Genomic DNA, 24,548 nt, shown 5'->3' with positions numbered 1-24,548 from the left:
TGAGCGATCTGTGAGCGCCTATTGTGCATTCATGATCGATTCGGCATCATGGGCGTCACAATCACGCAAGGGAGCGAGATGAGCCTCGACACGAACAACCCCCTCCGCGTCGCGGTGGTCGGGATGGGCCAGCGGTCCGCCATCGCCCGGCACGTCGCCGAGGCGGTCGCCACCAGCCCCGACCTGGAGGCACGGGTCATCGCCGTCGCGGACGTCACCGCCGACGGACGGGCACGCGGGCACGCCGAGTACCCGGACGCGATCGTCGTCGAGTCGCACCGTGAACTCGTCGGGGCGGTCGACGCCGCGATCGTCACCACCCCGGACTGGACCCACGCCGAGATCGCGATCGACCTGCTCCGCGCTGGCATCGCGGTCTACCTCGAGAAGCCCCTCGCCATCACGGTCGAGGACGCCGACGCCGTGCTCAACACCGCCGCCGAGACGGGCACGCCCCTGTACGTCGGGCACAACTTCCGCCACGCGGCCGTCGTCCGGCTCATGCGCGAGATCGTGGAGCGCGGCGAGATCGGCCAGGTGAAGGCGGTCTGGTGCCGGCACTTCGTCGGCAACGGCGGCGACTACTACTTCAAGGACTGGCACGCCGACCGCACCAAGGTGAACTCCCTGCTGCTGCAGAAGGCGAGCCACGACCTCGACGTCATCCACGCCCTCGGTGGCGGGGACACGGCGCGGGTCGTCGGGATGGGATCGCTGTCGGTGTACGGCGACGTCACGGACCGCCGTGACCGCAGCGGCGAGCTCATGGGGGACTGGTTCTCCCTCGACAACTGGCCGCCGCTCGCCCAGACCGGACTCCACCCCGTCGTCGACGTCGAAGACGTGTCGATGGTGATGATGACGCTCGACAACGGGGTCCAGGCCAGCTACGAGCAGTGCCACTTCACCCCGGACTACTGGCGGAACTACACGGTCATCGGCACCGAGGGACGGCTCGAGAACATCGGCGACACCGGGGGCGGGGTCGTGAAGGTCTGGTCGCACCGACGCGGCTGGGACGTCGCCGGCGACCGCGAGTACCCGATCGACGGTGTCGAGTCCGGCCACGCCGACGCCGACCTGGTGACCATGACGGAGTTCCTCCGCCACGTCGCACTGGGGGAGCCGACGACCCTCTCGCCGATCGCCGCCCGCGCTGCCGTCGCCGCCGGGGCCCTCGCCACGCGCTCCCTCCGCAACGGTTCCGTGCCGTTCGACGTCCCGCCGCTCCCGGCGTCGACGATCGCCCACTTCACCACCCCCACCCCGGCCGTCACCCGCTGACGGACTCGCGAAAGGACACCTGATGCCCGCACTCACCTCCGCGAAGGGTCGTGGCCGACGCCGCGCACTCCTCGGCGTCGTCGCCGCGATCGGGGCCGCCGCGCTCCTCGCCGGCTGCAGCACGTCCTCCGGGGCCACCGGCTCCGGTGGTGACTACGAGAAGGCCGCCAAGGACACCAAGGCGACCCTGACGTACGCCGTCTGGGACGAGAACCAGGTCAAGGCGATCAAGGCGAACCTCGCCGGGTTCAACGAGGAGTACCCCGACATCAAGGTGAACGTCGACGTGACGCCGTTCGCCAGCTACTGGACTAAGCTCCAGACGCAGGGGTCGAGCGACACGCTGCCCGACCTGTTCTGGATGAACGGGCCGAACTTCCAGCTCTACGCGGCCAACGGCAAGCTCGCGCCGATCACCGGCGAGGTCAAGGCCGGCGCGATCGACCCCGCGAAGTACTCGTCCGCGCTCAACGACCTCTACACCTACGACGGGACCCAGTACGGCGTCCCGAAGGACTTCGACACCATCGGCGTCTGGATGAACAAGGCGCTGTTCGCGAAGGCCGGCGTCGCGATGCCGTCGAAGGACTGGACCTGGGACGACTTCCAGAAGACCGGCGCGGAGCTGTCCGAGAAGCTCAAGGCAGACGGCGCGTACGGCGCCGCCGGTGGCATGGACGGACAGACCACCTACTACGACACGATCATGCAGGCCGGCGGCAACGTGATCAACGCCGACGGCACGAAGTCCGAGTACGCCTCGAAGGCAGCCGAGCAGGGCATCCAGTTCTGGACCGACCTCATCAAGTCGGGAGCGTCGCCGTCCATCCAGCAGCTCACCGACACCACGGCCGACCAGTGGTTCACCTCGGGCAAGGTCGCCATGTACCAGGGCGGCAGCTGGTTCCGCTCGGCACTGACCGGCACCGACCTCGAGAAGGACGTCGTGGTCTACCCGCTGCCGAAGGGCAAGGAGCAGGCGACCGTCATCCACGGCGTCTCGAACGTGGTGTCGGCGAAGAGCGACCACAAGGCCGCGGCGCAGGCGCTCCAGGTCTACCTCGCGAGCAAGCAGGCCCAGCAGCAGCAGGGCGACATGGGTGCGGTCATCCCGGCGTACGAGGGCACGCAGGCCGCCTTCACGAAGACGATGCCGAACGCGGACCTGCAGGTCTTCCTCGACGCCGTCGACTACGCGAAGCCGCTGCCCGTCTCGAAGAACACGGCCGCGTGGAACACGCTCGAGACGAACCTCCTGCCGAGCGCCTTCGACGGATCGACCCCGGTCGACGACGTCGCGAAGCAGCTCGCCCAGAAGATGGACGCCGCCCTCGCCAAGGAACAGTGAGCCGGAACCCGTGACCATCCACACCGAGCGGCACCCCACCGCGAACACCCCGACCCGGGCGCCGCGCGCGCCCGGGTCGGGGGACCCGGGGGCCGAGCGCCCCGACCGCCGGACCGCCGGCCGGCTGCGACGGACCGACGGCTTCTGGCCGTGGCTGTTCGTCCTCCCGCTGCTCGTCGGCGTCGGCACGTTCTACATCTGGCCGATCATCCAGACGTTCTGGTACTCGTTCACGAGCTGGGGCGTCTTCGGCGGAGCGACGTTCAGCGGCGTGGCCAACTACGTCCGGCTCATCTCCGACCCGCAGCTCTACCAATCCCTGCTCAACACCGTGATCTACACGGTGATCGTGCTCGCGGGCATCCCGATCGCGGTGTGGCTCGCCAGCCTGCTCAACACGCCGGGCCTGCGGTTCGCGCAGTTCTACCGCGTGCTGTTCTTCCTGCCGTACGTCGCCATGCCGGCCGCGATCGCGCTGGTCTGGCGGATCATGTTCAACGGCGACTACGGCATCGTCAACTGGTTCCTCGGCCGGTTCGGCATCGACGGCCCGTACTGGATCTCGACGCCCGGCTTCGCCCTGGTGGCGGTGTCGCTCGTCGGACTGTGGTCGTCGCTCGGCTTCTCCATGATCATCCTCGGCGCCGGGCTCAAGGACATCCCGCCGGAGCTGTACGAGGCGGCCGAGCTCGACGGGGCCTCCCGGTGGCGGCAGTTCCGCTCGGTGACGGTGCCGCTCCTCAGCCCGAGCATCTTCTTCGTGGTGATCGTCACGACCATCTCGAGCTTTCAGCTGTTCGACCTGCTGTACGCGATCCTCGGCAGCACCAACCCGGTGATCCCGAAGACGATGTCCCTCGTCTTCTACTTCTACAGCGCCGGGTTCATCGACAACGACAAGGGCTTCGCAGCGGCGATCGCGATGGTGATCTTCCTCCTCATCGGCATCGTCACCCTCGTGCAGTTCCGGGTCCAGAAGAAGTGGGTGCAGGCATGACCGCGACGATCACCCCGAGCAGGGCCCGGCGCCGGTCCGGACGACGCGGCGGCAGCCACTGGTGGATCCACGTCGTGCTGGGCGTGGGCGGGTTCGTGATGGCGTTCCCGTTCCTGTGGCAGATCATCATGTCGCTGTCCACCAACGCGCAGGTCCAGTCCGTCACCCCGACGTTCTGGCCGGGGGAGCTGCAGTGGCAGAACTACGTGCAGGTGTTCGAGCGCCTGCCGTTCCTCAGCCAGCTCGGCACCTCCGTGATGGTCACGATCATCCGGACGCTCGCGCAGATCGTCCTCTGCACGCTCGCCGGGTACGCCTTCGCCCGGATGCGCTTCCGTGGTCGAGCGATCCTGCTGGCGCTCGTGCTCTCGATCCTGCTCGTGCCGTCGCAGGTGTACCTCATCTCGCAGTACCAGATCGTGCAGGGGCTCGGGTGGCTCGACACCCTCATGGGCATCGTCGCGCCCGGCCTATTCAGTGCCTTCGGGACCTTCCTCATGCGGACCGCGTTCCTCAACCTGCCGCCGGAACTCGAAGAGGCTGCGCGAATGGACGGTGCGAACCCGTTCCAGACGTTCTGGCGGATCATGCTGCCGCTCGCTCGGCCGTCGATCAGCGTGCTCGCGATCACGACGGTGCTCTGGTCGTGGAACGAGCTGCTCTGGCCGCTCGTCGTCTCGACCCGCGCAGAGGACATGCCGCTCGCGGCCGGCCTCGCGACGCTCTCGAGCGACCGGACGATCGACTACCCCGTGCTGATGGCGGCGAGCCTGATGGCGATGGCTCCCGTCCTGATCATGTTCGTCGTGCTGCAGCGGCGTGTGATCGACGGGCTGGCCTCCTCCGGACTGAAGTGACCAGCGACACCCCCGGCCACGACACCCCGGGCGATGACACCCCCGGCCTGGAGGCCCGTCCCACGTCCGTCGCGGTCCTCGCCGCCGCCGTGGGGTCGCCGGACGACTCCGCCACGGTGGCGGCCGCACTGGCCGCCACCGTCGCCGACGCCGAACCCGCCCAGCGGGACGCCCTGCTGGTCGCCGCGCTCCGCGCGGCCGTGCCCGGCAACGCCGCCGCGCTGCAGGCGCGGGGGCTCCCGCGCACCCTGGCCGAGGCATCCGTGGCGGACGTCGACCGCAAACTGGACCGGTACGGCCTGCGGGGCACGGGGGTGGAGTGGCTCGTCGCGGTGGCGACCGGACGTGTGGTGGCCGTCGGGCGCCTCCAGTTCGAACTCGGCGACCACCTGCCGGACGGATCGCCGGCCTGGGGTGTGCACGTGCCGGAGACCGGGCCGCTCGACCCGGACGCCTGCGACCGGGCCTTCGCCCGCGCACCCGAGGTCCTGCGCGCCCTCGCCCCGGCGCTCGCCGCGGACCACTGGCAGTGCCGCTCGTGGATCCTCGACCCCGGACTGGCCGCGGTGCTCGGTCCGGACGCGAACCTGGTGCGGTTCGCCCGACGGTTCCGGCTCACGCCGCTCGGTCCGCACGACGCAGCCGAGGGTGACGAGAGCGTGGCGAAGTTCGTCTTCGGGGTCCCACTCGCCACGGCGCGTGCCTCGGCGGCGACCGGTCGGCTGCCCCGGGCCGTGCTCGACCGGTGGGCCACCGGCGGCCACTGGACCGAACGGACCGGCACCGTGCCCGTCGCCGATCGCGTGCAGCCGCCGCGGCGTACCGTGCAGCGCATGACGAAGCCCGACCACGACCACCTCGACGACGGCGTGGACATGACGTTCGAGGAACGCCGCCAGGACACCTTCCGGCGGATGTCCGGGTCCGACGCACACGACGCCGACCCCCGTGTCGAGGTCTCCCGCGCCGAGGACGGCGACGTCCGCATCGACGTCGCCGACACCGCTGCCGTCCGACCCGGCGGCCCGAAGCGCGACTGAACGCGGCTGCACACGGCCCGGATCGGCTCTTCCGCTCGGGATCGGCGACCGGTAGCGTGCGAGTGATCCGCGTTCCGCGGACATCGAGCACCATCGCATCGACGCGAGGAGTCGACATGGCCGGCAAGTTCGAGATCTGGACCGACGCCCAGGGCGAGTACCGCTTCCACCTGAAGGCGGGGAACGGCGAGGTCATCGCCACGTCCGAGGGGTACACGACGAAGGCGAGCGCGAAGAGCGGCATCGCCTCGGTGCAGGCCAACGCGCCGACAGCCGAGATCGTCGAACTCGACTCCTGAACGCCGGCGTCCGCCGGTGACGGTGGAGCACGGCATGATCGTTCCGTGCACCTCGTCCTCCGCCGCGTCGACGGCGGCGTCCTCGCGACGCCCCTGACGGACGCGGGGACCGCCGACGGCGAGCCGATCCGGGTGGACGAGCCGCGCCTCCCGGCCTTCGTCGCGTCTCGTGACGCACCCGACGTGCGCTGGGTGTGGGACGACACCGCACGCTGGTACCCGGCCGTGCTCGCAGCCGGTGGGCGGGTCGGTCGCTGCACCGACCTGCGACTGTGCCGCCGGATCCTGCGGTCCGCCCTGTCCGCGCGTGGCTCGGCACTCGCTGCGGCTCCCCTCGACGGGTGGGACGTCGCCGCCCAGGAGGCACGGATCACCCGCCCGACGCAGGCCCAGCTCTTCGACGACGCCCTGTTCCAGGTCGCCCCACCGGACGACGCGCTGGACCCGGTCGCGGAACTCCGCTCCCAACTCGACGCGATCGCCGGATCGAGCACGCCGGGCGCGCTGCGCCTGCTGACCACGGCCGAGTCGGCCGGGGCGCTCGTCGCCGCGGAGATGCTGCACGCGGGCCTGCCGTGGCGGTCCGACGTCCACGAGCGGCTCCTCGAGGACGCCCTCGGCCCGCGGGTGCCCTACGGGGTGCGGCCTCGGCGGCTCGAGGAGATCGCCGCCGTGGTCCGCGAGCGGCTGGGGGACCCGTCGCTCAACCCGGACTCACCGGCGGACGTCCTGAAGTCGTTGCGGCGTGCCGGGCTGATGGTCACCAGCACGCGGAAGTGGGAGCTGCAGGAGATCGAGCACCCGGTCATCGAACCGCTGCTGGAGTACAAGCGACTCGCCCGCCTGCTGACCGCGAACGGCTGGACCTGGCTCGACGAGTGGGTGCACGACGGGCGGTTCCACCCGAAGTACGTCGTCGGCGGGGTCGTCACCGGGCGCTGGGCGGCCGACGGCGGGGGAGCGATGCAGCTGCCGAAGGGCATCCGCGGCGCCGTCGTCGCCGACCCGGGCTGGAAGCTCGTCGTGGCGGACGCCGCACAGCTGGAACCGCGTGTGCTCGCGGCGATGGCAGGCGACCGCGCGATGGCCTCCGCCGGCGACGGGCGGGACCTGTACGACGGCGTCGTGGCCTCCGGTGCGGTCGAGTCGCGGCAACAGGCGAAGGTCGCGATGCTCGGGGCGATGTACGGCGCGACCCAGGGCGAGGGCGGCCGACTCGTGCCCCGGCTCGCCCGGGCGTTCCCGGACGCGATCCGGCTCGTCGAACGGGCCGCTCGTGCGGGGGAGCGCGGCGAGCCCGTGACGACGCTGCTCGGACGGACGTCGCCGGTCCCCGATGCGTCGTGGTTCGAGTCCCGCAACCAGGCGTACACGGTCGACGGGACCCCGGCGATGCAGCGCGCGGTCGAGTCCCGCGCCCGGAGCTGGGGGCGGTTCACCCGGAACTTCGTCGTGCAGGGCACGGCGGCCGAGTGGGCGCTGGCCTGGATGGGGTCGTTGCGGTCCCGGCTCGCCGAACGCTTCCCCGGACGGGTGACCGACGGCCCGCACCTGGTGTTCTTCGTGCACGACGAGATCGTGGTGCACAGCCCGGCGGAGCACGCCGAGTGGGTCGCCGAGCAGGTCCGAGCCGCGGCCGCCGACGCCGGGCGGCTGCTGTTCCGGGACTTCCCCGTGGTGTTCCCGCTGTCCGTGGCGGTCGTCGACGACTACGGCGCCGCGAAGGACTGACCGACGCGCTCCTGCGGCACCGGCTGCCGGGGCGGTTCCCCGGGGTGTTCGGGCAGGGTGGGGCGATGGACACCGAGCACGCCGACCGCCCCGACCAGCGCGAGGCACCCGACCAGCGCCTCGGCGCCGTCGACCTCACGACCTGGCGGACGAAGGCCGGGCGTGCCGGTGCGGACCGGTGGACCGCGCTCGGGCACCGCTGGGGTGCGCTGCCGCTCCTCGTCGTGACGCTCGTGATCGGCATGGGGGTCGCCGTCGTCGGGACCTGGGCCGCGTCCGAGGTGTACGACGCCGTCCGTGAGGGTGACGACGTCGCCGTGCTCGACCGCCCCGTCCTCGACTGGATGCTGACGCTCCGGTCGCCCACCGCCGACACGCTCGTGACGTGGTGGACGGACATCGCCGGCACGATCGGGATGCCCATCGTCGCGCTCGGCTTCCTCGTCGGCTTCACGATCCAACGGCGCGCGTGGACGCCGCTCGTGCTCCTGGTCGCGGCGAGCGGCGGGTCGCTGCTCATGACCGTCGCCGGCAAGGACCTCATCGGACGCGCCCGGCCGCCGCTGTCGGACGCTGTGCCGCCGTACGAGCACTCGCCGTCGTTCCCGTCGGGGCACACCCTCAACGCGACGGTGATCGTCGGGACGATCGTGTACCTGCTGATCCTCCGGCAGTCCCGCACGGTCACCCGGGTGTGGACGGTCGTCGCGGGCACCGCGTTCGTCGTGTCGGTCGGGATCTCGCGGGTGTTCCTCGGTCACCACTGGCTGACGGACGTCCTGGCGGCGTGGGCGCTCGGGCTGGCGTGGCTGGCCCTCGTGATCACGGCGCACCGGCTGTACCTGACCGCGCTCCGCCGGGGTGCGCGCCCCGTCAGGTCCTCCCGGTAGGTTTCCCGGCATGGAAGAACGGGTCTTCGGCGGTCGGTACCGCGTCACGGGCACGCTCGGACACGGCGGCATGGCCTCCGTGTACCGCGCGGTCGACGAGCAGCTCGGACGAGAGGTCGCCGTCAAGGTGTTCCGCATCGGACCGGTCGACCACGGCGAACGGGCACGGGCCGAGGCGGAGATCCAGACCCTCGCCGGCCTGCGGAGCCCGGCGCTCGTCACCCTCTACGACGCCGCACTCGACGACGCCGACGGTGACTCGTACCTGGTCATGGAACTCGTCCCCGGCAGCGACCTGGCGACGCGGCTGCGCGAGGGCCCGCTCGACCCGTCGACCACGGCGCGCGTCGGAGCGCAGGTGGCCGACGGCCTCGCCGCGGTGCACGCGCAGGGCATCGTCCACCGCGACGTGAAGCCGGCGAACGTGCTCCTGGAGAGCGACGGCACCCACGTGAAGCTCGCGGACTTCGGCATCGCGCTGCTCCGCGACGCCGCCCGCGTCACCGGGACCGGCACGGTGATGGGGACGGCCGCGTACCTCGCACCCGAACAGGTGACGGCGCAGGACATCAGCGGCAAGGCCGATGTCTACTCGCTCGGCCTGGTGCTCCTCGAGTGCCTGACCGGGCGGCGCCCGTTCCCGGGCAACGCGGTGGAGTCGGCGACCGCACGGCTCACCCGGGGCCCGGAGATCGACCAGCACCTGCCGACGGCCTGGCGCACGCTGCTGCACGTGATGACGGCGCAGGACCCGGCGGAGCGTCCGACCGCTGCGGAGGCTGCCCAGCGCCTCCGAGCCCTCGGGCACGACGAGGTCTCGACGGCGACGCAGCTCCTGCCCGGCGGACCCGGCACGGTGAAGCGGGCGGGTGCGGCGGGTGTGGCCGGTGCCGCAGCCGCAGCCGGCGCTGCGGGAGCCGCCCACGCGGACGAGGCGACGCGCGCGATGCCCGTGAGCAGCGCCTCCAGGCCCGACGGCGCGGACGACGCGACCCGCGTGCTGGGCGTCCCGGCGCCGAACGCCTCCGACGACGTCGCGACCACCGTCCTCGGGGCGCAGCGCGGCCCGAGCGGGCCGAGCGGGCCGAGCCAGCCGGGCGGACCGCGCGGCCCGGTCGCCGCGGCACCTGCACCCGCCGACGACCCGAAGCGACGGAAGCGCGGACCCGTCATCGCCGCCGTGATCGTCGTCGTTCTCGTTCTCATCGGCATCGGTGTCGCCGTCTTCGCACTGGGCGGCGACGACCCCACGCCTGCGCCGACGGACTCCAGCTCGCCGTCCGACACCCAGTCCAGCCCGAGCGACGAGCAGCAACCGAGCGAGCCCGAGCAGCAGCCGAGCGAACCGGAGCAGCAGCCCAGCGAGCCGGAGCAGCAGCCGAGTGAGCCGGAGCAGCAGCCCAGCGAACCCGAGCAGCAGCCGAGCGAACCGTCGGTCGGGCCGGAGCCGAGCACACCGGTCACGAACCCGGTCGAGAACCCGCAGTCCGGCACGGGCTCCGCGGCGGACAGCGGCGCGGGGAAGAGCGGACCGGGCAACTCCGCGAACGCGCCGGGGCAGAACAAGCCCTGACGGACACGCCACGGGTTTTCATCCAGACGCTGGACCAAATAGGGTGACAGCGTGCGAGAACTGCAACGGAGCGGTGGCCCGACGACGGCCGTCGCCGCGCGGAACGGTGTCGGGTTCGGGTCGGCGGAGGGGTTCCTCGTCGAACGACCCGCGGGGGCGGGGACCGAGGTCGCCGTCGTCCCCGGCTTCGCCGGGCGGACGATCCAGCCCGGTGACGAGCTCTCCTGGGTGTGGTTCCCGGAGCGCACCCTGCCGGACGGGGCGACCGAACCGTCCGAGACGGACCTGCCGCACTTCTGGGACGCCACGGCCTTCGCCCTCGACGTCGTCTGCACCGACGGCACGCGGCTCAGCGAGACCTCGGGCGTCCGCGACCAGTACGGCGACGCGCTGACGCCCCAGGCACAGGACACCGCCCGCAAGCAGTGGGTCGACCAGTGGAACCGTCGTGCGGTGGACCTCACGTCGTGCGCGGGTCGGGTCGTCGACCGCCTGGAGGCGCGGCTCGGCTCCGCCACGCAGCCCGCCTCCGACGACGGCGGACGCCCGGCACTCCGCGGCTGGCTCGACGACGTCCGGATCGCGGCCGCACGCCCGACCCCGGTCACGCCGCTCGACCACGTCCGCACGACCCGCGGCACCCAGGCGTCCTCCCGGTTCTCACGGGGGAACAACGCACCCCTGGTCGGCCTCCCGCACGGCGGGGTCTTCGGACTGCCGATGACCGACGCGTCGAGCAACCGCTGGCCGTACGCCTACCAGGAGCACGACCGGGTCGACGCCGAGGGACGACTGCGGCCGGCGATCCAGGCGTTCGCCACGAGCCACATCCCGTCGCCGTGGATGGGGGACCGCGGGGTCTTCCAGGTGATGCCGTCCCCGCTCGACACCCCCGACGTCGACCGGACGGCGCGCGCGCTCGGGTTCGACCACGACCACGAAATCGACGGGCCGCACCGCTACCGCGTCGACCTCGAGCACGGCGTCACCGCGGAGATGACCGCGGGGGAGTTCGCGCTCGGCTTCCGCTTCACCGGTGCGCACAGCATCGTGCTCGACCACCACGGCCGGGTGTCCGACGTCTCGGTGACGGTCACCGACGGCACCGCCGTGGTCGAGGCCATGCTCGACGACCGTCCGGGCACCCCGCCCCACCACGTGCACGTCCGGATCCCGGGCGTGACCGCGGACCACACGGCCGTCGGCGAGCACGAGCTGCGCGGGTGGCTGCGCGTCGGGGGATCGAGCACCGACGTGCTGCTCGGCATCTCCACGGTCTCCGTCGAGGACGCCCGCGCGAACCTCGACGCCGCCGGGTCGTTCGACACCATGCGCGCCCGCGCCGAGGAGACCTGGACCGCCGAGCTCGCGACGCTCTCGTTCGATGGCGCGACCGCCGACCAGCGCACGAGCCTGTACTCGGGGCTGTACCGGCTCTTCCTCTACCCGAACCGTGCCGGCGAGACAGCGCTGACGGGGACGCCCCGGCACCGCTCCCCGTACGGCTCCGTGCAGGCGGAGCCGATCCGCGACGAGCCCGGCCCCGAGATCGTCGCGGGGCCGTTCACCACGACGAACGGCTTCTGGGACACCTACCGGACCGCGTGGCCGCTGCTCGCGCTCCTCACCCCGGACACGGCGGGCGAACTCGCGCAGGGCTTCGTCGAGCACCACCACGACGGCGGCTGGACCCCGCGGTGGAGCGCCCCCGGTGCCGAGGACTGCATGACCGGCACCACGAGTGACACCGTCTTCGCGGACCTCGCGGCGAAGGGCGTCACCGGCTTCGACCTGGCGGAGGCGTACCGGAGCGCACTGCGGAACGCGACCGTCCCGCCGCGGGACGAGCGTGTGGGACGGAAGGGGAGCCTCCCGGGCGCCTTCTGCGGCCACGTCGACACCGGGACCAGCGAGGGGATGTCCTGGACCCTGGACGCGGCCATCAACGACTGGGGTCTCGCGGTGATGGCGAGCCGTCTCGCGGCGGGCGCCCGGACACCAGCCGACCTCGCCCGCTACGAGGCCGAGGCGGAGTGGTTCTCACGGCGCTCGCTGCAGTACCGGAACGTCTTCGACTCCGAGCGCGGCTTCTTCGTCGGGCGGGACCCGGACGGTTCGTGGCGGATCGGCACCGAGTTCGACCCGCGCGACTGGGGCGACGACTACACCGAGACGAACGCGTGGGGGACCGCCTTCACCGCACCGCACGACGGAGCCGGGGTCGTCGACCTGCACGGCGGACCGGAGCGGTTCGACGCCGCACTCGACGCGTTCTTCGCGACGCCGGAGACCGGGGCCACCGAGCACGCCGGCTCGTACGTGTTCCCGATCCACGAGATGACCGAGGCCCGCGACGTGCGGATGGGCATGCTCGGCCTGTCGAACCAGCCCGCGCACCACATCCCGTTCTTCCCGATGTTCACGGGCCGGCACGACGACGCGCACCGGATCGTCCGGGAGTGCCTCGAGCGCCTGTTCGTCGGCTCCGACCTCGGACAGGGCTACCCGGGCGACGAGGACAACGGCGAGATGAGCGCCTGGTACGTCTTCGCCACGATCGGCCTCTACCCGCTGGCGCCGTCGACCGGTTCCTACGTCCTCGTGCCGCCGTCGGTCCGCCGGACGGTGCTGCGACAGCCGGGAGGCGCGGAGACCGTCATCGAGGTCGCCGCCGGTTCCGCAGGCGCGTACGTGGCGTCGGTGACGGTCGACGGCTCACCCTGGACGTCGGTCAGCATCCCGCACGCGGTCGTCGTGTCGGCTTCGTGCATCGAGTTCACCCTGTCGGAGACGCCGCAGGGGTGGGCGTCGGACACGCGCCCCGTCTCGGCGTCCGAGGTGCACGGCTACCGGGACACCCCGGTCGACGTGCTGCCGTGCACGGCTGCCCTGTCGGACGACGTCGGGCGGACGGTCACGCCGCTCGCCGCCGGGGCCACGATCGACTTCGCCGTCGCACCCGTCGACAGCTCGCTCTACACGGTGACCGTGGCGGCCCCCGGCACGTACTCGTGGGAGGCGTCCCTCGGCGACGTCCGCGTCACCGTGCAGGACGCCGTCTTCGACTGGGCCGGCCAGACCCGGGTGTTCCGGCTGCAGGGCAGCGGCTCGACGTTCACGTTCACCGCGGTGTCCGACCTGGAGCTCACCCAGCTCGAACTGATCGCGGCCGACGGACGGCGTTGACCCGCCGTTCACCCGGCCGGAGCATGCTCGGCGCATGTCGATGAGCGCACCCTTCGATCCCGAACAGCCCGGCCGGTCGGTCCCCGTGGACGGCTCCGACGAGGACGAACTCGAGGTGGAGGAAAGCCGCGGCGCCGACGTCGGCGACGACTCCGGTGACCCGAGCGTCTCGCCCGTCAGCCACCACGACGAGGACGAGGCCGGCGGCGGACCGGTCTTCCGACGCCCGCACGTCGGCGACCGCCTGCACCCGGACGACCTCTGACCCCATCGCCCACGCCGAGCCCGTTCTTGGCGGATTGCCAAGCGCGCCCGGCATGCTCGTCCGCATGTCGATTGCGAACTCGTTCGATCCCTCCCAGGGCCGCGCGATCCCCGAGGACCAGCTGACCGAGAGCGGGCTCGAGCTCGACGAGGACCCGGCGATGCTCGGGATCTCGTTCGACGTGGTGGGCGGCGCGTCCGCCGACCCCGCGGCGGTGTCGCCCGTGGACATCGCGGTGCCGAGCGCGCCGACGTCCGCGGACTCCTCCGACTGACGCCGTCCGCGCCCGCCGCCGGCCGCCCGCCGCCCGCGCCCGCCGCCGCGCGCCGCCGCCCGCGCGCTACTGGTCGTTCGCACAACCAAAGGCACCCCGCGCCACGCTCGTGCGCGGTTCGGGGTGCCTTTGGTTGTGCGAGTGGTGCCGGGCGCCGCTCCTGGTCAGGGAACGACGTGTCCCGCGGCGGTGAAGATGCGGTACCACTCCTCGCGGGAGAGCTCGACGTCCGAGCCAGCGGCCGAGTCGCGGACTCGCTGCGGGTTCGTCGTGCCGAGGACGACCTGGAAGTGCGCGGGGTGCCGGGTGATCCACGCGACCGCGATCCCGGTCGGGGTGACGCCGTGCGCCGCCGCGACCTCGTCGAGCAGGTCGTTGAGTTCGGCGTACTGCTCGCGGTCGCCCAGGAAGACGCCGTCGAAGAAGCCCTTCTGGAACGGCGACCAGGCCTGCAGCGTGACGTCGGTGCGCCGCGAGTAGTTGAGGATGTCGTTGTCGCGGTCGATCGACTGGTCGAGGCCGCCCATGTTCGCGGACACCCCCTGCGCGATGACGTTCGCGTGCGTGATGCTCAGCTGCACCTGGTTGAACGCGAGCGGCTGCTGCACGTGCTTCTTGAGCAGCTCGACCTGGCCCGGGGTGTGGTTCGAGACGCCGAAGTGGTGCACCTTGCCGGCGGCGTGCAGTTCGTCGAACGCCTTGGCGACCTCTTCCGGCTCGACGAGTGCGTCGGGGCGGTGGAGGAGCAGGACGTCGATGTAGTCGGTGCGCAGCGCGGTCAGCGACTCCTCGACCGACTCGAGGATGTGCTCGTACGAGAAGTCGAAGTAGGCACCGTGCGGCGTCGGTCGGATCCCGACCTTCGTCTGCAGCACGATCTCGGCGCGCTCGGCGGGTGACAGGGCGAGGGCAGCGCCGAACCGCTCCTCGCAGCCGTGCCATTCGCCGTACACCGCGGCGTGGTCGAACATCGTCACGCCCGCATCACGCGAGGCGCTGTACAGCGAGCGGATGTCCTCGTCGCTCATGTCGTTGATCCGCATCAGGCCGACGATGACGTCGGAGGCGGTGAGGTCCGTCTGTGGCAACTCCAGTGTCTTCACGCCCACGATCCTGCCACCGGCGACCCCCGACAGGCAGGCCCTGGCAGTACCCCAGGCACCTGCCTGGCGGACGGCGTCGTTCAGTGGACGGAGAACCCGCCGTCGACGGCGATGGACTGGCCGGTGACGTAGGCGGAGCCGTCCCCGGCGAGGAACACGGCCGCCGCCGCGAAGTCCGACGCCAGGCCGTTCCGTCCCACGAGGGTCCGCGCGGCGAGCGCCGACACCGTCGCGGGGTCGGCGCTGAGCCGCTGGTTCAGCGGCGTCTGCACGAAGCCGGGGACGAGGACGTTGGAGGTGACCCCCTGCCCGGACCAGGCCTCCGCCTGGGACCGGGCCAGCGCCTCCAGGCCGGCTTTGGAGACCCCGTACGCGCCGCTGGCGGCGAAGGGACGGTGGGCCTGCTGGGAGCTGATCGAGACGATGCGGCCGTGGCCGCGCGCCGCCATGCCGGGCGCGAGCCGCTGCCCGAGCACGAACGGGGCGTCGAGGTTCACCGCCATGGTGGCGTCCCACGTGGCCTCGTCGAGTTCCGGCATCGGTGGCCGCAGGTTGATCCCTGCCGAGTTGACGAGCACGTCGACCTCGCCCGCCGCGTCGGCGAGGCCGTGCGCACCCGCTCGTGAGGACAGGTCGGCGACGATGCCGTCGGCGGATCCGCCGGACCGCCGGATCGCGAGCACCGTCTCGTCGATGGTCGCCCGGGTCCTCGCGGCGACGAGGACGTGGGCCCCGGCGTCGGCGAGCGCGCCGGCGATGGCCCGTCCGATCCCCGAGCTGCCGCCCGTGACGAGGGCGGTGCGTCCGTCGAGTCCGAAGAGCTGCTGCAGCGACATCCGGTCAGGCTACCGACGCCCGTACGCTTGCCTGGTGCGAGACGACCTGCTGCCGATGCTCGCCTGCCCCGTCTGCGCCGAGCCCCTCGCCCGCGTCGACTCCGGGCAGGTCGGCTGCGCGAACGGGCACCGGTTCGACGAGGCGAAGCAGGGGCACCTGACGCTCCTCCCGGCGAAGCGGCGAGCGCTGACGGCGGACACTCCCGAGATGGTCGACGCCCGCCTCCGCTTCCTCGGTCGCGGTCACTACGCACGGGTCGAGCGGGCGCTCGCCGCGGAGGTCGCCGACGCGACCGCCCCGGGGATCGTCCTCGACGTCGGTTCCGGTCCGGGGACCTACCTCGCGCATGCGCTGCGCGCGGCGGACGGGAGGCGCGGGGTGGCGCAGGATGTGCCTGTACCTGTCGGCCGTCAGCCGGGTCCACGACTCGGGGTCGCGTTGGACCTGTCGGCCGTCGCGATCCGGCGGGCGGCTCGGGCCCACGAGCGAGCGGGGGCCGTCGTCGGGGACGTGACGGAGCGCCTCCCGGTCGTCGACGGTGCGGCCGCAGTCGTGCTCGACGTCTTCGCGCCGCGCAACCAGACCGAGTACGCCCGCGTACTGCACCCCGACGGTGTGCTCGTCGTGGTGACGCCGCGGACCGGGCACCTGGCGGAGCTGGCGGAGGCGACGATCACGGTGGACCCCGAGAAGGAACGGCGCCTGCACGACTCCCTGACGCCGGCGTTCGTGCTGCGGTCCACCGAGGACCTGACCTGGACGATGGACCTCACCGCCGAGGACGTCCACGACGTCGTGCACATGGGGCCGAGCCACCACCACGTCGCGCCCGGCACGGTGTTCGCGCCCGCGACGGTCACCGCCGCCGTGACGATCAGCACGTGGACCCCCGTGCGCCGACCTGCGCCGACGGTGACGCCCTAGGCTCTGGTGCCCATGAGCGTGATCACCGACCGGCTCGCCGCGCAGCCGACCCTGACCACCGAACGCCTCACCCTCGTGCAGCTCGGGCCGGAGCACCTCGACGCATCGCTCGCGGCACTCGAGGACCAGGACGCGATGCGACTGACCGGCACCCGTGGAACGTTCACCCGTGACCGGGTCCGCGCGCACCTCGAACGGCTGCCCGGTGCGGACGACCGGGCGGACTTCGCGATCACCGACGCCCAGGGCTCGTACCTCGGCGAGGTCGTCCTCAACGAGCTCGAGGAGGACGACCTCGCGGTGAACTACCGGATCGCCCTGGCCCGGCCGGCGCTGCGCGGGCGGGGGTTCGGCACGGAGGCCGGTCGTGCGGTGGTCGACTGGGCGTTCGACGTGGTGGGGCTCCACCGGGTCTCGCTCGAGGTCTACGCGTTCAACCCGGCGGCGCAGCGCTCGTACGAGAAGATCGGCTTCGTCGTCGAGGGCCGGGCGCGCGACGCCCTGCGCTGGGACGGCGCGTGGACCGATGCCGTGTGCATGGCGATGCTCGACACCGATCCCCGCCCGCGCTGACCTACTCCTGCGGCGCTGCGACGTCGAGCTGCCACACGACGCCGAAGCGGTCGCGCAGCTGGCCGGCGAGCGGTGCCCACGCCGACGGCCCGAGCGGCTGCCGGACCTCGGCGCCCTCGGCCAGTGCGGCCCAGAACCGTTCCACCTCGGCGGCGTCGTCCCCGTGGACGTACACGTAGAAGGCGTTCGTGCCCTGGTCGTACGGCTGTCCGGGCCAGACGTCGAACGCCATCACCCGCAGGCCGGCGTCGGTGGCGACCTGGCCCCAGACGATCCGCTCCGCCCAGTCCGGGTCGTCGGAGGCGCCCATCGCGCCGTACGTCATCGCGGCGACCTCGCCGCCGAAGACCGATGCGTAGAAGTCGAGCGCCGCGCGGGCGTCGCCGTCGAAGTTGAGGTGGGTCGTGGTCTCGATGCTCATGGGACGAGTGTGTCGAGCGATGCGGTCAGATCGTGTCTGCTTCTCGGACGATACTGATCGACATGGCCGGACCCTCGTCGCGCATGCTCGCCCTGCTCTCGCTGCTGCAGGTGCACCGCGACTGGCCGGGCGACGAGCTCGCCGGACGGCTCGACGTCAGTCCGCGAACGGTCCGCCGCGACGTGGAGCGGCTCCGCGAGCTCGGGTACCGGGTGGAGTCCCTGCGCGGCCCCGCCGGCGGGTACCGGCTCGGAGCGGGATCGGACCTGCCGCCGCTGCTGTTCGACGACGACCAGGCGGTCGCCATCGCGCTGGCACTCGCCGTCGCACCCGCTTCCGGTGCGGACATCGCCGAGTCTGCCGCGCGGGCGCTCGCGACGGTCCGGCAGGTCATGCCCGCGCGGCTCCGGACCCGGATGGACGCCGTGCGGGCCGTCACGACGACCGGGCGCACCCGCACCGACCCGGAGGTCCTCGTCGCGGTCACCGAGGCCGTGCACCTCCGCGAGGTCATGCGCTTCGGCTACGGCGACGACGAGACGCCCCGGCACGTGGAACCGCACGCGGTGGTCGCCCGGAACGGCCGCTGGTACCTGCTCGACTGGGACCTCGACCGGCAGGACTGGCGCACGCACCGGATCGACCGGATCGTGCCGCGGCTCCGCACACGCGTCCCCTTCGTGCCGCGCCCGGTCCCCGGCGGCGATCCGTCGGCGTTCGTGTCCGCACGCTTCAAGGGGTCCGACCTCCACGACGTCTGGCCCTGCGTCGGGACAGCGGTGCTCGAGACGTCGGCGCGGACCGTCGCGCCCTACCTGCCCGACGACGCCGAGCTCGAGGCCCTCGGCCCCGACCGGTGCCGTCTCACGCGGGGCTCGTGGTCGTGGGAGGCGCTCGCCGCGGCCTTCGCTGCTGCCGCGGTCGACTTCACGGTCGAGGGACCGGACGAGCTCCGCGCGGCCGCCGCCGCACTGGCCGATCGACTGCGCGGGGCCATCGGCGACTAGGACGTTTCCGTACTCGTACCCGCCAGCGTCTCCGGGGATCGCTCCGGTCGCCACAGGGGCTCGTCCAACCATCGCGGCGCGACGCCCATCGACCGGACGTCGATCGACGGGGCGTCCGGGAAGGCCCGCATGAGCGCCGCCATCCGGACAGCCCAGTCGCGGTCCGACGGCACTGCCCGCAGGAAGAAGGCCATGACGGCCAACGCGTTGTAGACGCCGAACTGTTTCGGCGTCTCCGGACCGGCGAGGTGGTCGAGCAGCGCGAGTTCGGAGCGCTTGGGACGCTTCGGTGCGACGACGAGCTTCCGGTTGAAGAGGCGAGCGTGGTGCGCCGCCACGTTGCGGACGTAGTTCACGGACGCAAGCCAGCTCTGCATGAGCCGCTTCGTCGGGACGCCGAACTCGGCCGCGATCTCGGTCGCGATGTCGTTCCGCAGGCCTGCGTAGAGGCGCGAGACATGCCCCAACTCGAGGATCTCCGTCAGCGCCCAGATCGGCATCCGCCCGTCGTACCGCGCTCGGAAGTGTGCGACGAACGCCTCGTCGGACTTCGCCTGGCGCTCCTGCACGCGCTCGAGCCACTCGGCATGTGCGCTCGAGACGGCCCCGTCACGATCCTCTCGGGGTTCCGTGAACGCGGCGGTGAACGTGGTGGCCTCTTCGTGGGCGAAGGCCGAGCTGCGACCGAGGGTGTGGGCGAGTCGGGTCCGCACCGCGACTTCGATCCGTTCGACACCCTCGATCACGAGCAACCGGAGTTCCCGGTCGAAGGACAGGAGCGCGTCCGCGTGGTCGAGCGTGGTCCCCTGTCGGTAGTCGTCGCTCAGGAGCCGCCGTCCCTCCGGATCGGCTCGCCGGTCAGCGATCGTGCTCCGGAACGGGTGGAGGTACCCGGTCAAGCGGTAGTAGCCGACCTCCTGGAGCAGACCGGTCGCCCGGTCCTGGTCGGGCACTGCCAGCCCACGAGATCGCAGCTGCGCGATCTGGTCCGCGATGGACAGCCATGGCTTCGAGTACTCCATCGCCGCCTTCCCCCGGACGAGAAAATCGGCCCGAGCCGTGAGGCGAGCGGGCCGATCGTGATGGAGCCAACATATCACACGGCGTCAGGTGGGCCACCGCGATCGCGGGGCGAGCGGGCGTTAGTGAGACGCATGCGTCCGTCAGGAGCGCGTTAGGGAACCGTCAGGACCGGACTGGAGGCGCGGCGCAGGACGCAGCATCGGTGTCGGCACCACACGTGGTGCCGGTCCGCGTCACCCGGCGCGGACACCGCAGATCCTTCTGGAGTCCCTCGTGTTCGACGTGTTCGTCGTCGCCGGTGTCCTCGCCGTGTTCGGTGTGGTGGCACTGATCGCCAAGGGGGTGGAACGGCTGTGATCGGCATCACCATCGCGGCCGCCGTCCTCGGCATCGCCGCAGTCGTCTACCTCGTCTGGGCGCTCGTGCGCCCGGAGCGGTTCTGATGGGCGCCGCAGACGTCTGGGCGGGCATCGTCCAGGTCGCCACCGTCGTCCTGCTGCTGGTCGTGGCGTACCGGCCGCTCGGCGACTGGATGGCCCGCATCTTCACCCCGGTCCGGCACTCCCGGATCGAGCGCGGTGTGTACCGGATCATCGGGGTCGACCCGGACGCCGAGCAGTCGTGGCCCGCGTACCTCCGCGGGGTCCTGCTGTTCAGCGTCGTCGGGCTCCTGCTCGTCTACCTGCTGCAGCGCATCCAGGTCGTGCTTCCGGGTGACCTCGGGCTCCCCGCGGTCGGTCCGTCGCTGGCGTTCAACACCGCGGCGTCGTTCGTCGCCAACACGAACTGGCAGTCCTATTCGCCGGAGGTCACCGTCGGGTACACGGTGCAGATGGCCGGCCTCGCGGTGCAGAACTTCCTGTCCGCCGCCGTCGGGCTCGCCGTCGCCGTGGCACTCGTCCGCGGGTTCGCCCGTCGACGCACCGGCACGCTCGGCAACGTCTGGGTGGACGTCGTGCGCGTCACCGGTCGACTCCTGCTGCCCGGGGCGTTCCTCTTCGCGATCGTCCTCGTCGCCGGCGGTGTCATCCAGTCGTGGGGCGCCGGCACCGACGTCGCCACGCTCGCCGGCGGGGCGCAGCACATCCCGGACGGGTTCGTCGCCTCGCAGGAGGCGATCAAGGAACTCGGCACGAACGGCGGCGGGTACTTCAACGCCAACTCGGCGCACCCGTTCGAGAACCCGCAGGCGTGGACGAACCTCGTCGAGGTCTTCCTCATGCTCGTCATCCCGTTCTCGCTGCCGCGCACCTTCGGCCGGCTCGTGGACGACGACCGCCAGGGCTACGCGATCCTCGCCGTGATGGGCGCGATCTTCCTCGTGTCGCTCTCGGTGATGTCCATCGCCGAGCTCGGCGCGGGCGGCACCGCGACCCAGGTCGCCGGGGCCGCGATGGAGGGCAAGGAGGTCCGCTTCGGGATCCTCGGCACGACGCTCTTCGGCACGACCTCGACCGCGACCTCGACCGGCGCCGTCAACGGGATGTTCGACAGCTTCACCCCGATCGGCGGCATGATGGCGCTCGTCAACATGATGCTCGGCGAGATCTCGCCCGGCGGTGTCGGCTCCGGCCTCTACGGGATGCTCGTGCTCGCCGTGATCACCGTCTTCATCGGCGGGCTCCTCGTCGGCCGCACGCCCGAGTACCTCGGCAAGAAGATCCGGGCCCGCGAGATGACCTTCGCCTCGCTGTACGTCCTCGTCACCCCGACGCTCGCGCTGCTCGGCACCGGCATGTCGCTCCTCATCCCCGGGGTCCGCGAACAGGTGCTCGGCACGTCGATCTTCAACCCCGGCAACCACGGGCTGTCCGAGCTGCTGTACGCCTTCACCTCCGGTGCGAACAACAACGGCTCGGCGTTCGGCGGCCTGACCGCGAACACGACGTGGATGAACTCCTCGCTCGGCGTCGTGATGCTCCTCGGTCGCTTCGTGCCGATGGTGCTCGTCCTGGCGCTCGCCGGGTCGCTCGCCGCACAGGACCGCGTGCCGGAGACCGTCGGCACGCTGCCCACCCACCGACCGCTCTTCGTGGTGCTGCTCGGCGGCGTCGCGATCGTGGTCACCGCACTGACCTACTTCCCGGTGCTCGCACTGGGTCCGCTCGCAGAAGCCCTCGCCCGATGAAAGCCGACACCATGACCACCGCGACCTCCGCGCACGAGGCGACCACCGCCTCCAGGCCGGCCACCCGCTCGTCCGCGTTCGGACCCCGTCAACTGGTGGCGGGCCTCCCGGGTGCCTTCCGCAAACTCGATCCGCGACTCATGTGGCGGAACCCGGTGATGTTCATCGTGGAGATCGGTGCCGCGCTCACGACCGCGACCGCGTTCGTCGAGCCGTCCGTCTTCACGACCGCGATCGCCGTCTGGCTGTGGCTCACCGTCGTCTTCGCGAACCTGGCCGAAGCGGTGGCCGAAGGCCGCGGCAAGGCGCAGGCCGAGACCCTGCGGAAGACCCGCTCGACGACCAGCGCACGCCGGGTCGTCGGGTACGACGCCACGGACGCGGCTGCACTGTCGGCGGCGACCGAGGACATCGCGTCCGTCGACCTGGCCAAGGGCGACGTCGTCGTGGTGGTGGCCGGCGAGGTCGTCCCGGGCGACGGCGACGTGATCGACGGCATCGCGTCCGTCGACGAGTCCGCGGTGACCGGCGAGTCCGCCCCCGTGATCCGCGAGTCCGGCGGCGACCGGAGCGCCGTCACCGGCGGCACCCGGGTCCTGTCGGACCGGATCGTCGTCCGGATCACCTCGACCCCCGGCGAGACCTTCATCGACCGGATGATCCGGCTCGTCGAAGGTGCCGCACGCCAGAAGACGCCGAACGAGATCGCGCTGAACATCCTGCTCGCGTCGCTGTCGATCGTCTTCGTCATCGTCTGCCTCACGATGCAGCCGATCGCCGGGCTCGTCGGGGCGACCGTGAGCGTGCCCGTCCTCATCGCCCTGCTCGTCTGCCTCATCCCGACCACCATCGGGGCGCTCCTGTCCGCGATCGGCATCGCCGGCATGGACCGGCTCGTGCAGCACAACGTCCTGGCGATGTCCGGCCGTGCGGTCGAGGCGGCCGGCGACATCACGACCCTGCTGCTCGACAAGACCGGGACGATCACCTACGGCAACCGCCGGGCGTCCCGCGTGGTGCCGGTGCCGGGGGTCTCGGTCGCCGAACTGCTCGAGGCGTCGGCGCTGTCGTCGGCGGCGGACAGCACACCCGAGGGACGGTCCATCGTCGACCTGGCGGCGGCGTCCGACGTCGATCCGTCCATGCCCGTCGGCGCCGTCGAGGTGCCCTTCACAGCGCAGACGCGGATGTCCGGGCTCGACCTGCCGGACGGCTCCGAGATCCGCAAGGGGGCCGCGGCCGCAGTGCTCAACTGGGCTGCAACCGGTTCAGCTGGTGTCGACGCATCGGTCCGGGACGCCATCGAGGCCACGGTCGTCGAGGTGTCTGACCAGGGCGGGACCCCGCTCGTGGTCGCGCGACGATCGACGTCCGGTGTCGTGACCCTGCTCGGCGTCGTGCACCTCAAGGACGTCGTCAAGGACGGGATGGCGGCTCGGTTCGCCGAACTCCGGTCGATGGGCATCCGCACGGTGATGATCACCGGCGACAACCCCAGGACCGCGGCCGCCATCGCCGCGGAAGCCGGCGTCGACGACTTCCTCGCCGAGGCCACGCCGGAGGACAAGCTCGCGTACATCAAGCGGGAGCAGGAGGGCGGGAACCTCGTCGCGATGACCGGCGACGGCACGAACGACGCCCCGGCCCTGGCACAGGCGGACGTCGGCGTCGCGATGAACACGGGGACGACCGCCGCGAAGGAGGCCGGCAACATGGTCGACCTCGACTCCGACCCGACGAAGCTCATCGACGTCGTCCGGATCGGCAAGCAGCTGCTCATCACCCGCGGGGCGCTCACCACCTTCTCGATCGCGAACGACATCGCGAAGTACTTCGCGATCATCCCCGCCATGTTCCAGGTGGCGTTCCCCGGCCTCGCTGCGCTCAACGTCATGGGCCTGCACAGTCCGTCGTCCGCGATCCTGTCGGCGGTCGTCTTCAACGCGCTCGTCATCGTGGCGCTCATCCCGCTGTCGCTGCGTGGCGTCACGTACCGCGCTGCCTCGGCGTCGTCGATCCTCGGCCGCAACCTGCTCGTCTACGGGCTGGGCGGCGTGATCGTCCCCTTCATCGGCATCAAGCTCATCGACCTCGTCGTCGGTCTCATCCCGGGATTCTGATCATGGCATCTGCACGCAGTTCGTTCCGTTCGCTCGGTGTGGCCGTCCGCCTCACCCTGCTGTCCACGGTGGTGCTCGGCATCGCCTACCCGCTCGCCGTGTGGGGAGTCGGCCAGGCCGCGTTCCCCGCGCAGGCGAACGGCTCCGTCGTCCGGTCGTCGGACGGCACCGAGGTCGGGTCGTCGCTCATCGGGCAGTCCTTCGCCGGCCGTGACGCCGACCGCTGGTTCCAGTCGCGGCCGAGCGCCGCGGGCGAGAAGGGCTACGACGCCGGCGCGTCGTCCGGCTCGAACCTCGGCCCGTCGAACCCCGACCTGCTGCAGGCCGTCCAGGAGCGTCGCGCGGCCGTGGCGAAGGCCGACGGCGTCGCTCCCTCGGACGTGCCGGCGGACGCGGTCACGGCCTCGGGCTCCGGTCTCGACCCGGACATCAGCCCGGAGTACGCGCGGCAGCAGGTCGCCCGGGTGGCGTCGGCGCGGGGGCTGTCCGAGTCGGCCGTGCGCACGCTCGTCGAGCAGCACACCGAGTCGCGGCAGCTCGGGTTCCTCGGGGAGCCCGTGGTGAACGTGCTCGAGCTCAACCTGGCGCTGGCGAAGCTGTCGTCGTGACCGGGCGGGTGGCGCGCGGCGCGGGCGCGCGTGCGGGCGCGGGCGCGCGGGCCCGCGGCG

General features: G+C 71.8%; 23 protein-coding genes. 19 read left to right on the top strand and 4 right to left on the bottom strand.

Going from position 1 to position 24,548, the window contains the following annotated elements:
* Positions 1-78 precede the first annotated feature (78 nt).
* The 12 genes from EDF64_RS06450 to EDF64_RS06395 all read left to right on the top strand — a co-directional run bounded on the left by EDF64_RS06450 (position 79) and on the right by EDF64_RS06395 (position 13,744).
* Positions 79-1,284 (top strand): Gfo/Idh/MocA family protein, encoded by a 1,206-nt coding sequence (locus EDF64_RS06450; protein ID WP_133519197.1) that lies wholly within the window; start codon positions 79-81, stop codon positions 1,282-1,284.
* A gap of 22 nt (positions 1,285-1,306) precedes the next feature.
* The gene (locus tag EDF64_RS06445; protein WP_133519196.1) at positions 1,307-2,632 is read left to right on the top strand and encodes an ABC transporter substrate-binding protein; all 1,326 of its coding nucleotides are present in this window, start codon (positions 1,307-1,309) and stop codon (positions 2,630-2,632) included.
* A gap of 10 nt (positions 2,633-2,642) precedes the next feature.
* On the top strand, positions 2,643-3,629 hold the full coding sequence (locus tag EDF64_RS06440) for a carbohydrate ABC transporter permease (RefSeq protein ID WP_243736270.1): 987 nt from the start codon (positions 2,643-2,645) through the stop codon (positions 3,627-3,629).
* Positions 3,626-4,486, top strand: a complete 861-nt coding sequence (locus tag EDF64_RS06435; protein WP_243736269.1) for a carbohydrate ABC transporter permease — start codon at positions 3,626-3,628, stop codon at positions 4,484-4,486. Before EDF64_RS06440 ends, EDF64_RS06435 begins: the two co-directional genes overlap by 4 nt.
* Positions 4,483-5,526, top strand: coding sequence for a hypothetical protein (locus tag EDF64_RS06430; RefSeq protein WP_133519195.1), 1,044 nt, complete (start codon positions 4,483-4,485; stop codon positions 5,524-5,526). The genes EDF64_RS06435 and EDF64_RS06430 overlap by 4 nt, the downstream gene beginning before the upstream one ends.
* A gap of 116 nt (positions 5,527-5,642) precedes the next feature.
* Positions 5,643-5,825 carry a YegP family protein gene (locus tag EDF64_RS06425; RefSeq protein ID WP_133519194.1) on the top strand — a complete coding sequence of 61 codons (183 nt, stop codon included), beginning with the start codon at positions 5,643-5,645 and terminating at the stop codon, positions 5,823-5,825.
* 45 nt (positions 5,826-5,870) lie between these two features.
* A complete protein-coding gene (locus tag EDF64_RS06420) occupies positions 5,871-7,556 on the top strand; it encodes a bifunctional 3'-5' exonuclease/DNA polymerase (RefSeq protein WP_133519193.1) in 1,686 nt (561 codons plus the stop codon).
* Between the two features lie 65 nt (positions 7,557-7,621).
* Positions 7,622-8,446, top strand: coding sequence for a phosphatase PAP2 family protein (locus tag EDF64_RS06415; protein ID WP_133519192.1), 825 nt, complete (start codon positions 7,622-7,624; stop codon positions 8,444-8,446).
* Between the two features lie 10 nt (positions 8,447-8,456).
* Complete coding sequence (locus tag EDF64_RS06410) at positions 8,457-10,019, top strand: serine/threonine-protein kinase (RefSeq protein WP_133519191.1); 1,563 nt, start codon at positions 8,457-8,459, stop codon at positions 10,017-10,019.
* A 51-nt stretch (positions 10,020-10,070) separates the two neighbouring features.
* Positions 10,071-13,205: a GH92 family glycosyl hydrolase gene (locus EDF64_RS06405; protein WP_243736268.1), complete on the top strand. Its 3,135-nt coding sequence runs from the start codon at positions 10,071-10,073 to the stop codon at positions 13,203-13,205.
* Positions 13,206-13,239: 34 nt separating this feature from the next.
* Positions 13,240-13,470: a hypothetical protein gene (locus EDF64_RS06400; RefSeq protein WP_133519190.1), complete on the top strand. Its 231-nt coding sequence runs from the start codon at positions 13,240-13,242 to the stop codon at positions 13,468-13,470.
* A gap of 64 nt (positions 13,471-13,534) precedes the next feature.
* Entirely contained in the window at positions 13,535-13,744 is a 210-nt protein-coding gene (locus EDF64_RS06395) for a hypothetical protein (RefSeq protein WP_133519189.1), read from the top strand.
* 164 nt (positions 13,745-13,908) lie between these two features.
* On the opposite strand, the gene EDF64_RS06390 is transcribed toward EDF64_RS06395, so the two are convergent.
* Both EDF64_RS06390 and EDF64_RS06385 read right to left on the bottom strand, forming a co-directional pair.
* Positions 13,909-14,847 (bottom strand): aldo/keto reductase, encoded by a 939-nt coding sequence (locus EDF64_RS06390; protein WP_133519188.1) that lies wholly within the window; start codon positions 14,845-14,847, stop codon positions 13,909-13,911.
* A gap of 80 nt (positions 14,848-14,927) precedes the next feature.
* Positions 14,928-15,683, bottom strand: coding sequence for an SDR family NAD(P)-dependent oxidoreductase (locus EDF64_RS06385; protein WP_133519187.1), 756 nt, complete (start codon positions 15,681-15,683; stop codon positions 14,928-14,930).
* Positions 15,684-15,717: 34 nt separating this feature from the next.
* On the opposite strand from EDF64_RS06385, the gene EDF64_RS06380 reads away from it, so the two are divergent.
* A complete protein-coding gene (locus tag EDF64_RS06380; RefSeq protein ID WP_133519186.1) occupies positions 15,718-16,608 on the top strand; it encodes a putative RNA methyltransferase in 891 nt (296 codons plus the stop codon).
* 12 nt (positions 16,609-16,620) lie between these two features.
* The gene (locus tag EDF64_RS06375; RefSeq protein ID WP_133519185.1) at positions 16,621-17,181 is read left to right on the top strand and encodes a GNAT family N-acetyltransferase; all 561 of its coding nucleotides are present in this window, start codon (positions 16,621-16,623) and stop codon (positions 17,179-17,181) included.
* 1 nt (position 17,182) lies between these two features.
* Here the strand turns inward: EDF64_RS06375 and EDF64_RS06370 are convergent, their stop codons facing one another.
* A complete protein-coding gene (locus EDF64_RS06370; RefSeq protein WP_133519184.1) occupies positions 17,183-17,602 on the bottom strand; it encodes a VOC family protein in 420 nt (139 codons plus the stop codon).
* 62 nt (positions 17,603-17,664) lie between these two features.
* On the opposite strand from EDF64_RS06370, the gene EDF64_RS06365 reads away from it, so the two are divergent.
* The gene (locus EDF64_RS06365; protein WP_133519183.1) at positions 17,665-18,609 is read left to right on the top strand and encodes a helix-turn-helix transcriptional regulator; all 945 of its coding nucleotides are present in this window, start codon (positions 17,665-17,667) and stop codon (positions 18,607-18,609) included.
* On the opposite strand, the gene EDF64_RS06360 is transcribed toward EDF64_RS06365, so the two are convergent.
* Complete coding sequence (locus EDF64_RS06360) at positions 18,606-19,631, bottom strand: Abi family protein (RefSeq protein ID WP_133519182.1); 1,026 nt, start codon at positions 19,629-19,631, stop codon at positions 18,606-18,608. The genes EDF64_RS06365 and EDF64_RS06360 overlap by 4 nt on opposite strands.
* 354 nt (positions 19,632-19,985) lie before the next feature.
* On the opposite strand from EDF64_RS06360, the gene EDF64_RS06355 reads away from it, so the two are divergent.
* From EDF64_RS06355 to kdpC, 4 genes are read left to right on the top strand one after another with little or no spacing between them, the layout of a single operon-like run.
* Entirely contained in the window at positions 19,986-20,075 is a 90-nt protein-coding gene (locus EDF64_RS06355) for a potassium-transporting ATPase subunit F (RefSeq protein ID WP_017887940.1), read from the top strand.
* Positions 20,075-21,760: a potassium-transporting ATPase subunit KdpA gene (kdpA, locus tag EDF64_RS06350; RefSeq protein WP_133519181.1), complete on the top strand. Its 1,686-nt coding sequence runs from the start codon at positions 20,075-20,077 to the stop codon at positions 21,758-21,760. The genes EDF64_RS06355 and kdpA overlap by 1 nt, the downstream gene beginning before the upstream one ends.
* A gap of 11 nt (positions 21,761-21,771) precedes the next feature.
* On the top strand, positions 21,772-23,880 hold the full coding sequence (gene kdpB, locus EDF64_RS06345) for a potassium-transporting ATPase subunit KdpB (RefSeq protein ID WP_133519180.1): 2,109 nt from the start codon (positions 21,772-21,774) through the stop codon (positions 23,878-23,880).
* 2 nt (positions 23,881-23,882) lie between these two features.
* On the top strand, positions 23,883-24,488 hold the full coding sequence (gene kdpC, locus EDF64_RS06340) for a potassium-transporting ATPase subunit KdpC (protein ID WP_133519179.1): 606 nt from the start codon (positions 23,883-23,885) through the stop codon (positions 24,486-24,488).
* The last annotated feature ends 60 nt before the right edge of the window (positions 24,489-24,548 follow it).

This window comes from Curtobacterium flaccumfaciens (assembly GCF_004361695.1).
In the GTDB taxonomy this organism is placed as follows: Bacteria; Actinomycetota; Actinomycetes; order Actinomycetales; family Microbacteriaceae; genus Curtobacterium; species Curtobacterium flaccumfaciens_B.
The sequence above is the reverse complement of the archived record's forward strand: the minus strand, read 5'-3'. Positions and strand labels throughout refer to the sequence as shown.

Bases quoted from the DNA above. Each gene is read 5' to 3' on its own strand.
- EDF64_RS06360 (WP_133519182.1), bottom strand. From the start codon at position 19,631: ATGGAGTACTCGAAGCCATGGCTGTCCATCGCGGACCAGATCGCGCAG.
- EDF64_RS06400 (WP_133519190.1), top strand. From the start codon at position 13,240: ATGTCGATGAGCGCACCCTTCGATCCCGAACAGCCCGGCCGGTCGGTC.
- EDF64_RS06370 (WP_133519184.1), bottom strand. From the start codon at position 17,602: ATGAGCATCGAGACCACGACCCACCTCAACTTCGACGGCGACGCCCGC.
- EDF64_RS06415 (WP_133519192.1), top strand. From the start codon at position 7,622: ATGGACACCGAGCACGCCGACCGCCCCGACCAGCGCGAGGCACCCGAC.
- EDF64_RS06425 (WP_133519194.1), top strand. From the start codon at position 5,643: ATGGCCGGCAAGTTCGAGATCTGGACCGACGCCCAGGGCGAGTACCGC.
- EDF64_RS06395 (WP_133519189.1), top strand. From the start codon at position 13,535: ATGTCGATTGCGAACTCGTTCGATCCCTCCCAGGGCCGCGCGATCCCC.
- EDF64_RS06450 (WP_133519197.1), top strand. From the start codon at position 79: ATGAGCCTCGACACGAACAACCCCCTCCGCGTCGCGGTGGTCGGGATG.
- EDF64_RS06410 (WP_133519191.1), top strand. From the start codon at position 8,457: ATGGAAGAACGGGTCTTCGGCGGTCGGTACCGCGTCACGGGCACGCTC.
- kdpB (WP_133519180.1), top strand. From the start codon at position 21,772: ATGACCACCGCGACCTCCGCGCACGAGGCGACCACCGCCTCCAGGCCG.
- EDF64_RS06435 (WP_243736269.1), top strand. From the start codon at position 3,626: ATGACCGCGACGATCACCCCGAGCAGGGCCCGGCGCCGGTCCGGACGA.
- EDF64_RS06445 (WP_133519196.1), top strand. From the start codon at position 1,307: ATGCCCGCACTCACCTCCGCGAAGGGTCGTGGCCGACGCCGCGCACTC.
- kdpA (WP_133519181.1), top strand. From the start codon at position 20,075: ATGGGCGCCGCAGACGTCTGGGCGGGCATCGTCCAGGTCGCCACCGTC.
- EDF64_RS06385 (WP_133519187.1), bottom strand. From the start codon at position 15,683: ATGTCGCTGCAGCAGCTCTTCGGACTCGACGGACGCACCGCCCTCGTC.
- EDF64_RS06375 (WP_133519185.1), top strand. From the start codon at position 16,621: ATGAGCGTGATCACCGACCGGCTCGCCGCGCAGCCGACCCTGACCACC.
- kdpC (WP_133519179.1), top strand. From the start codon at position 23,883: ATGGCATCTGCACGCAGTTCGTTCCGTTCGCTCGGTGTGGCCGTCCGC.
- EDF64_RS06365 (WP_133519183.1), top strand. From the start codon at position 17,665: ATGGCCGGACCCTCGTCGCGCATGCTCGCCCTGCTCTCGCTGCTGCAG.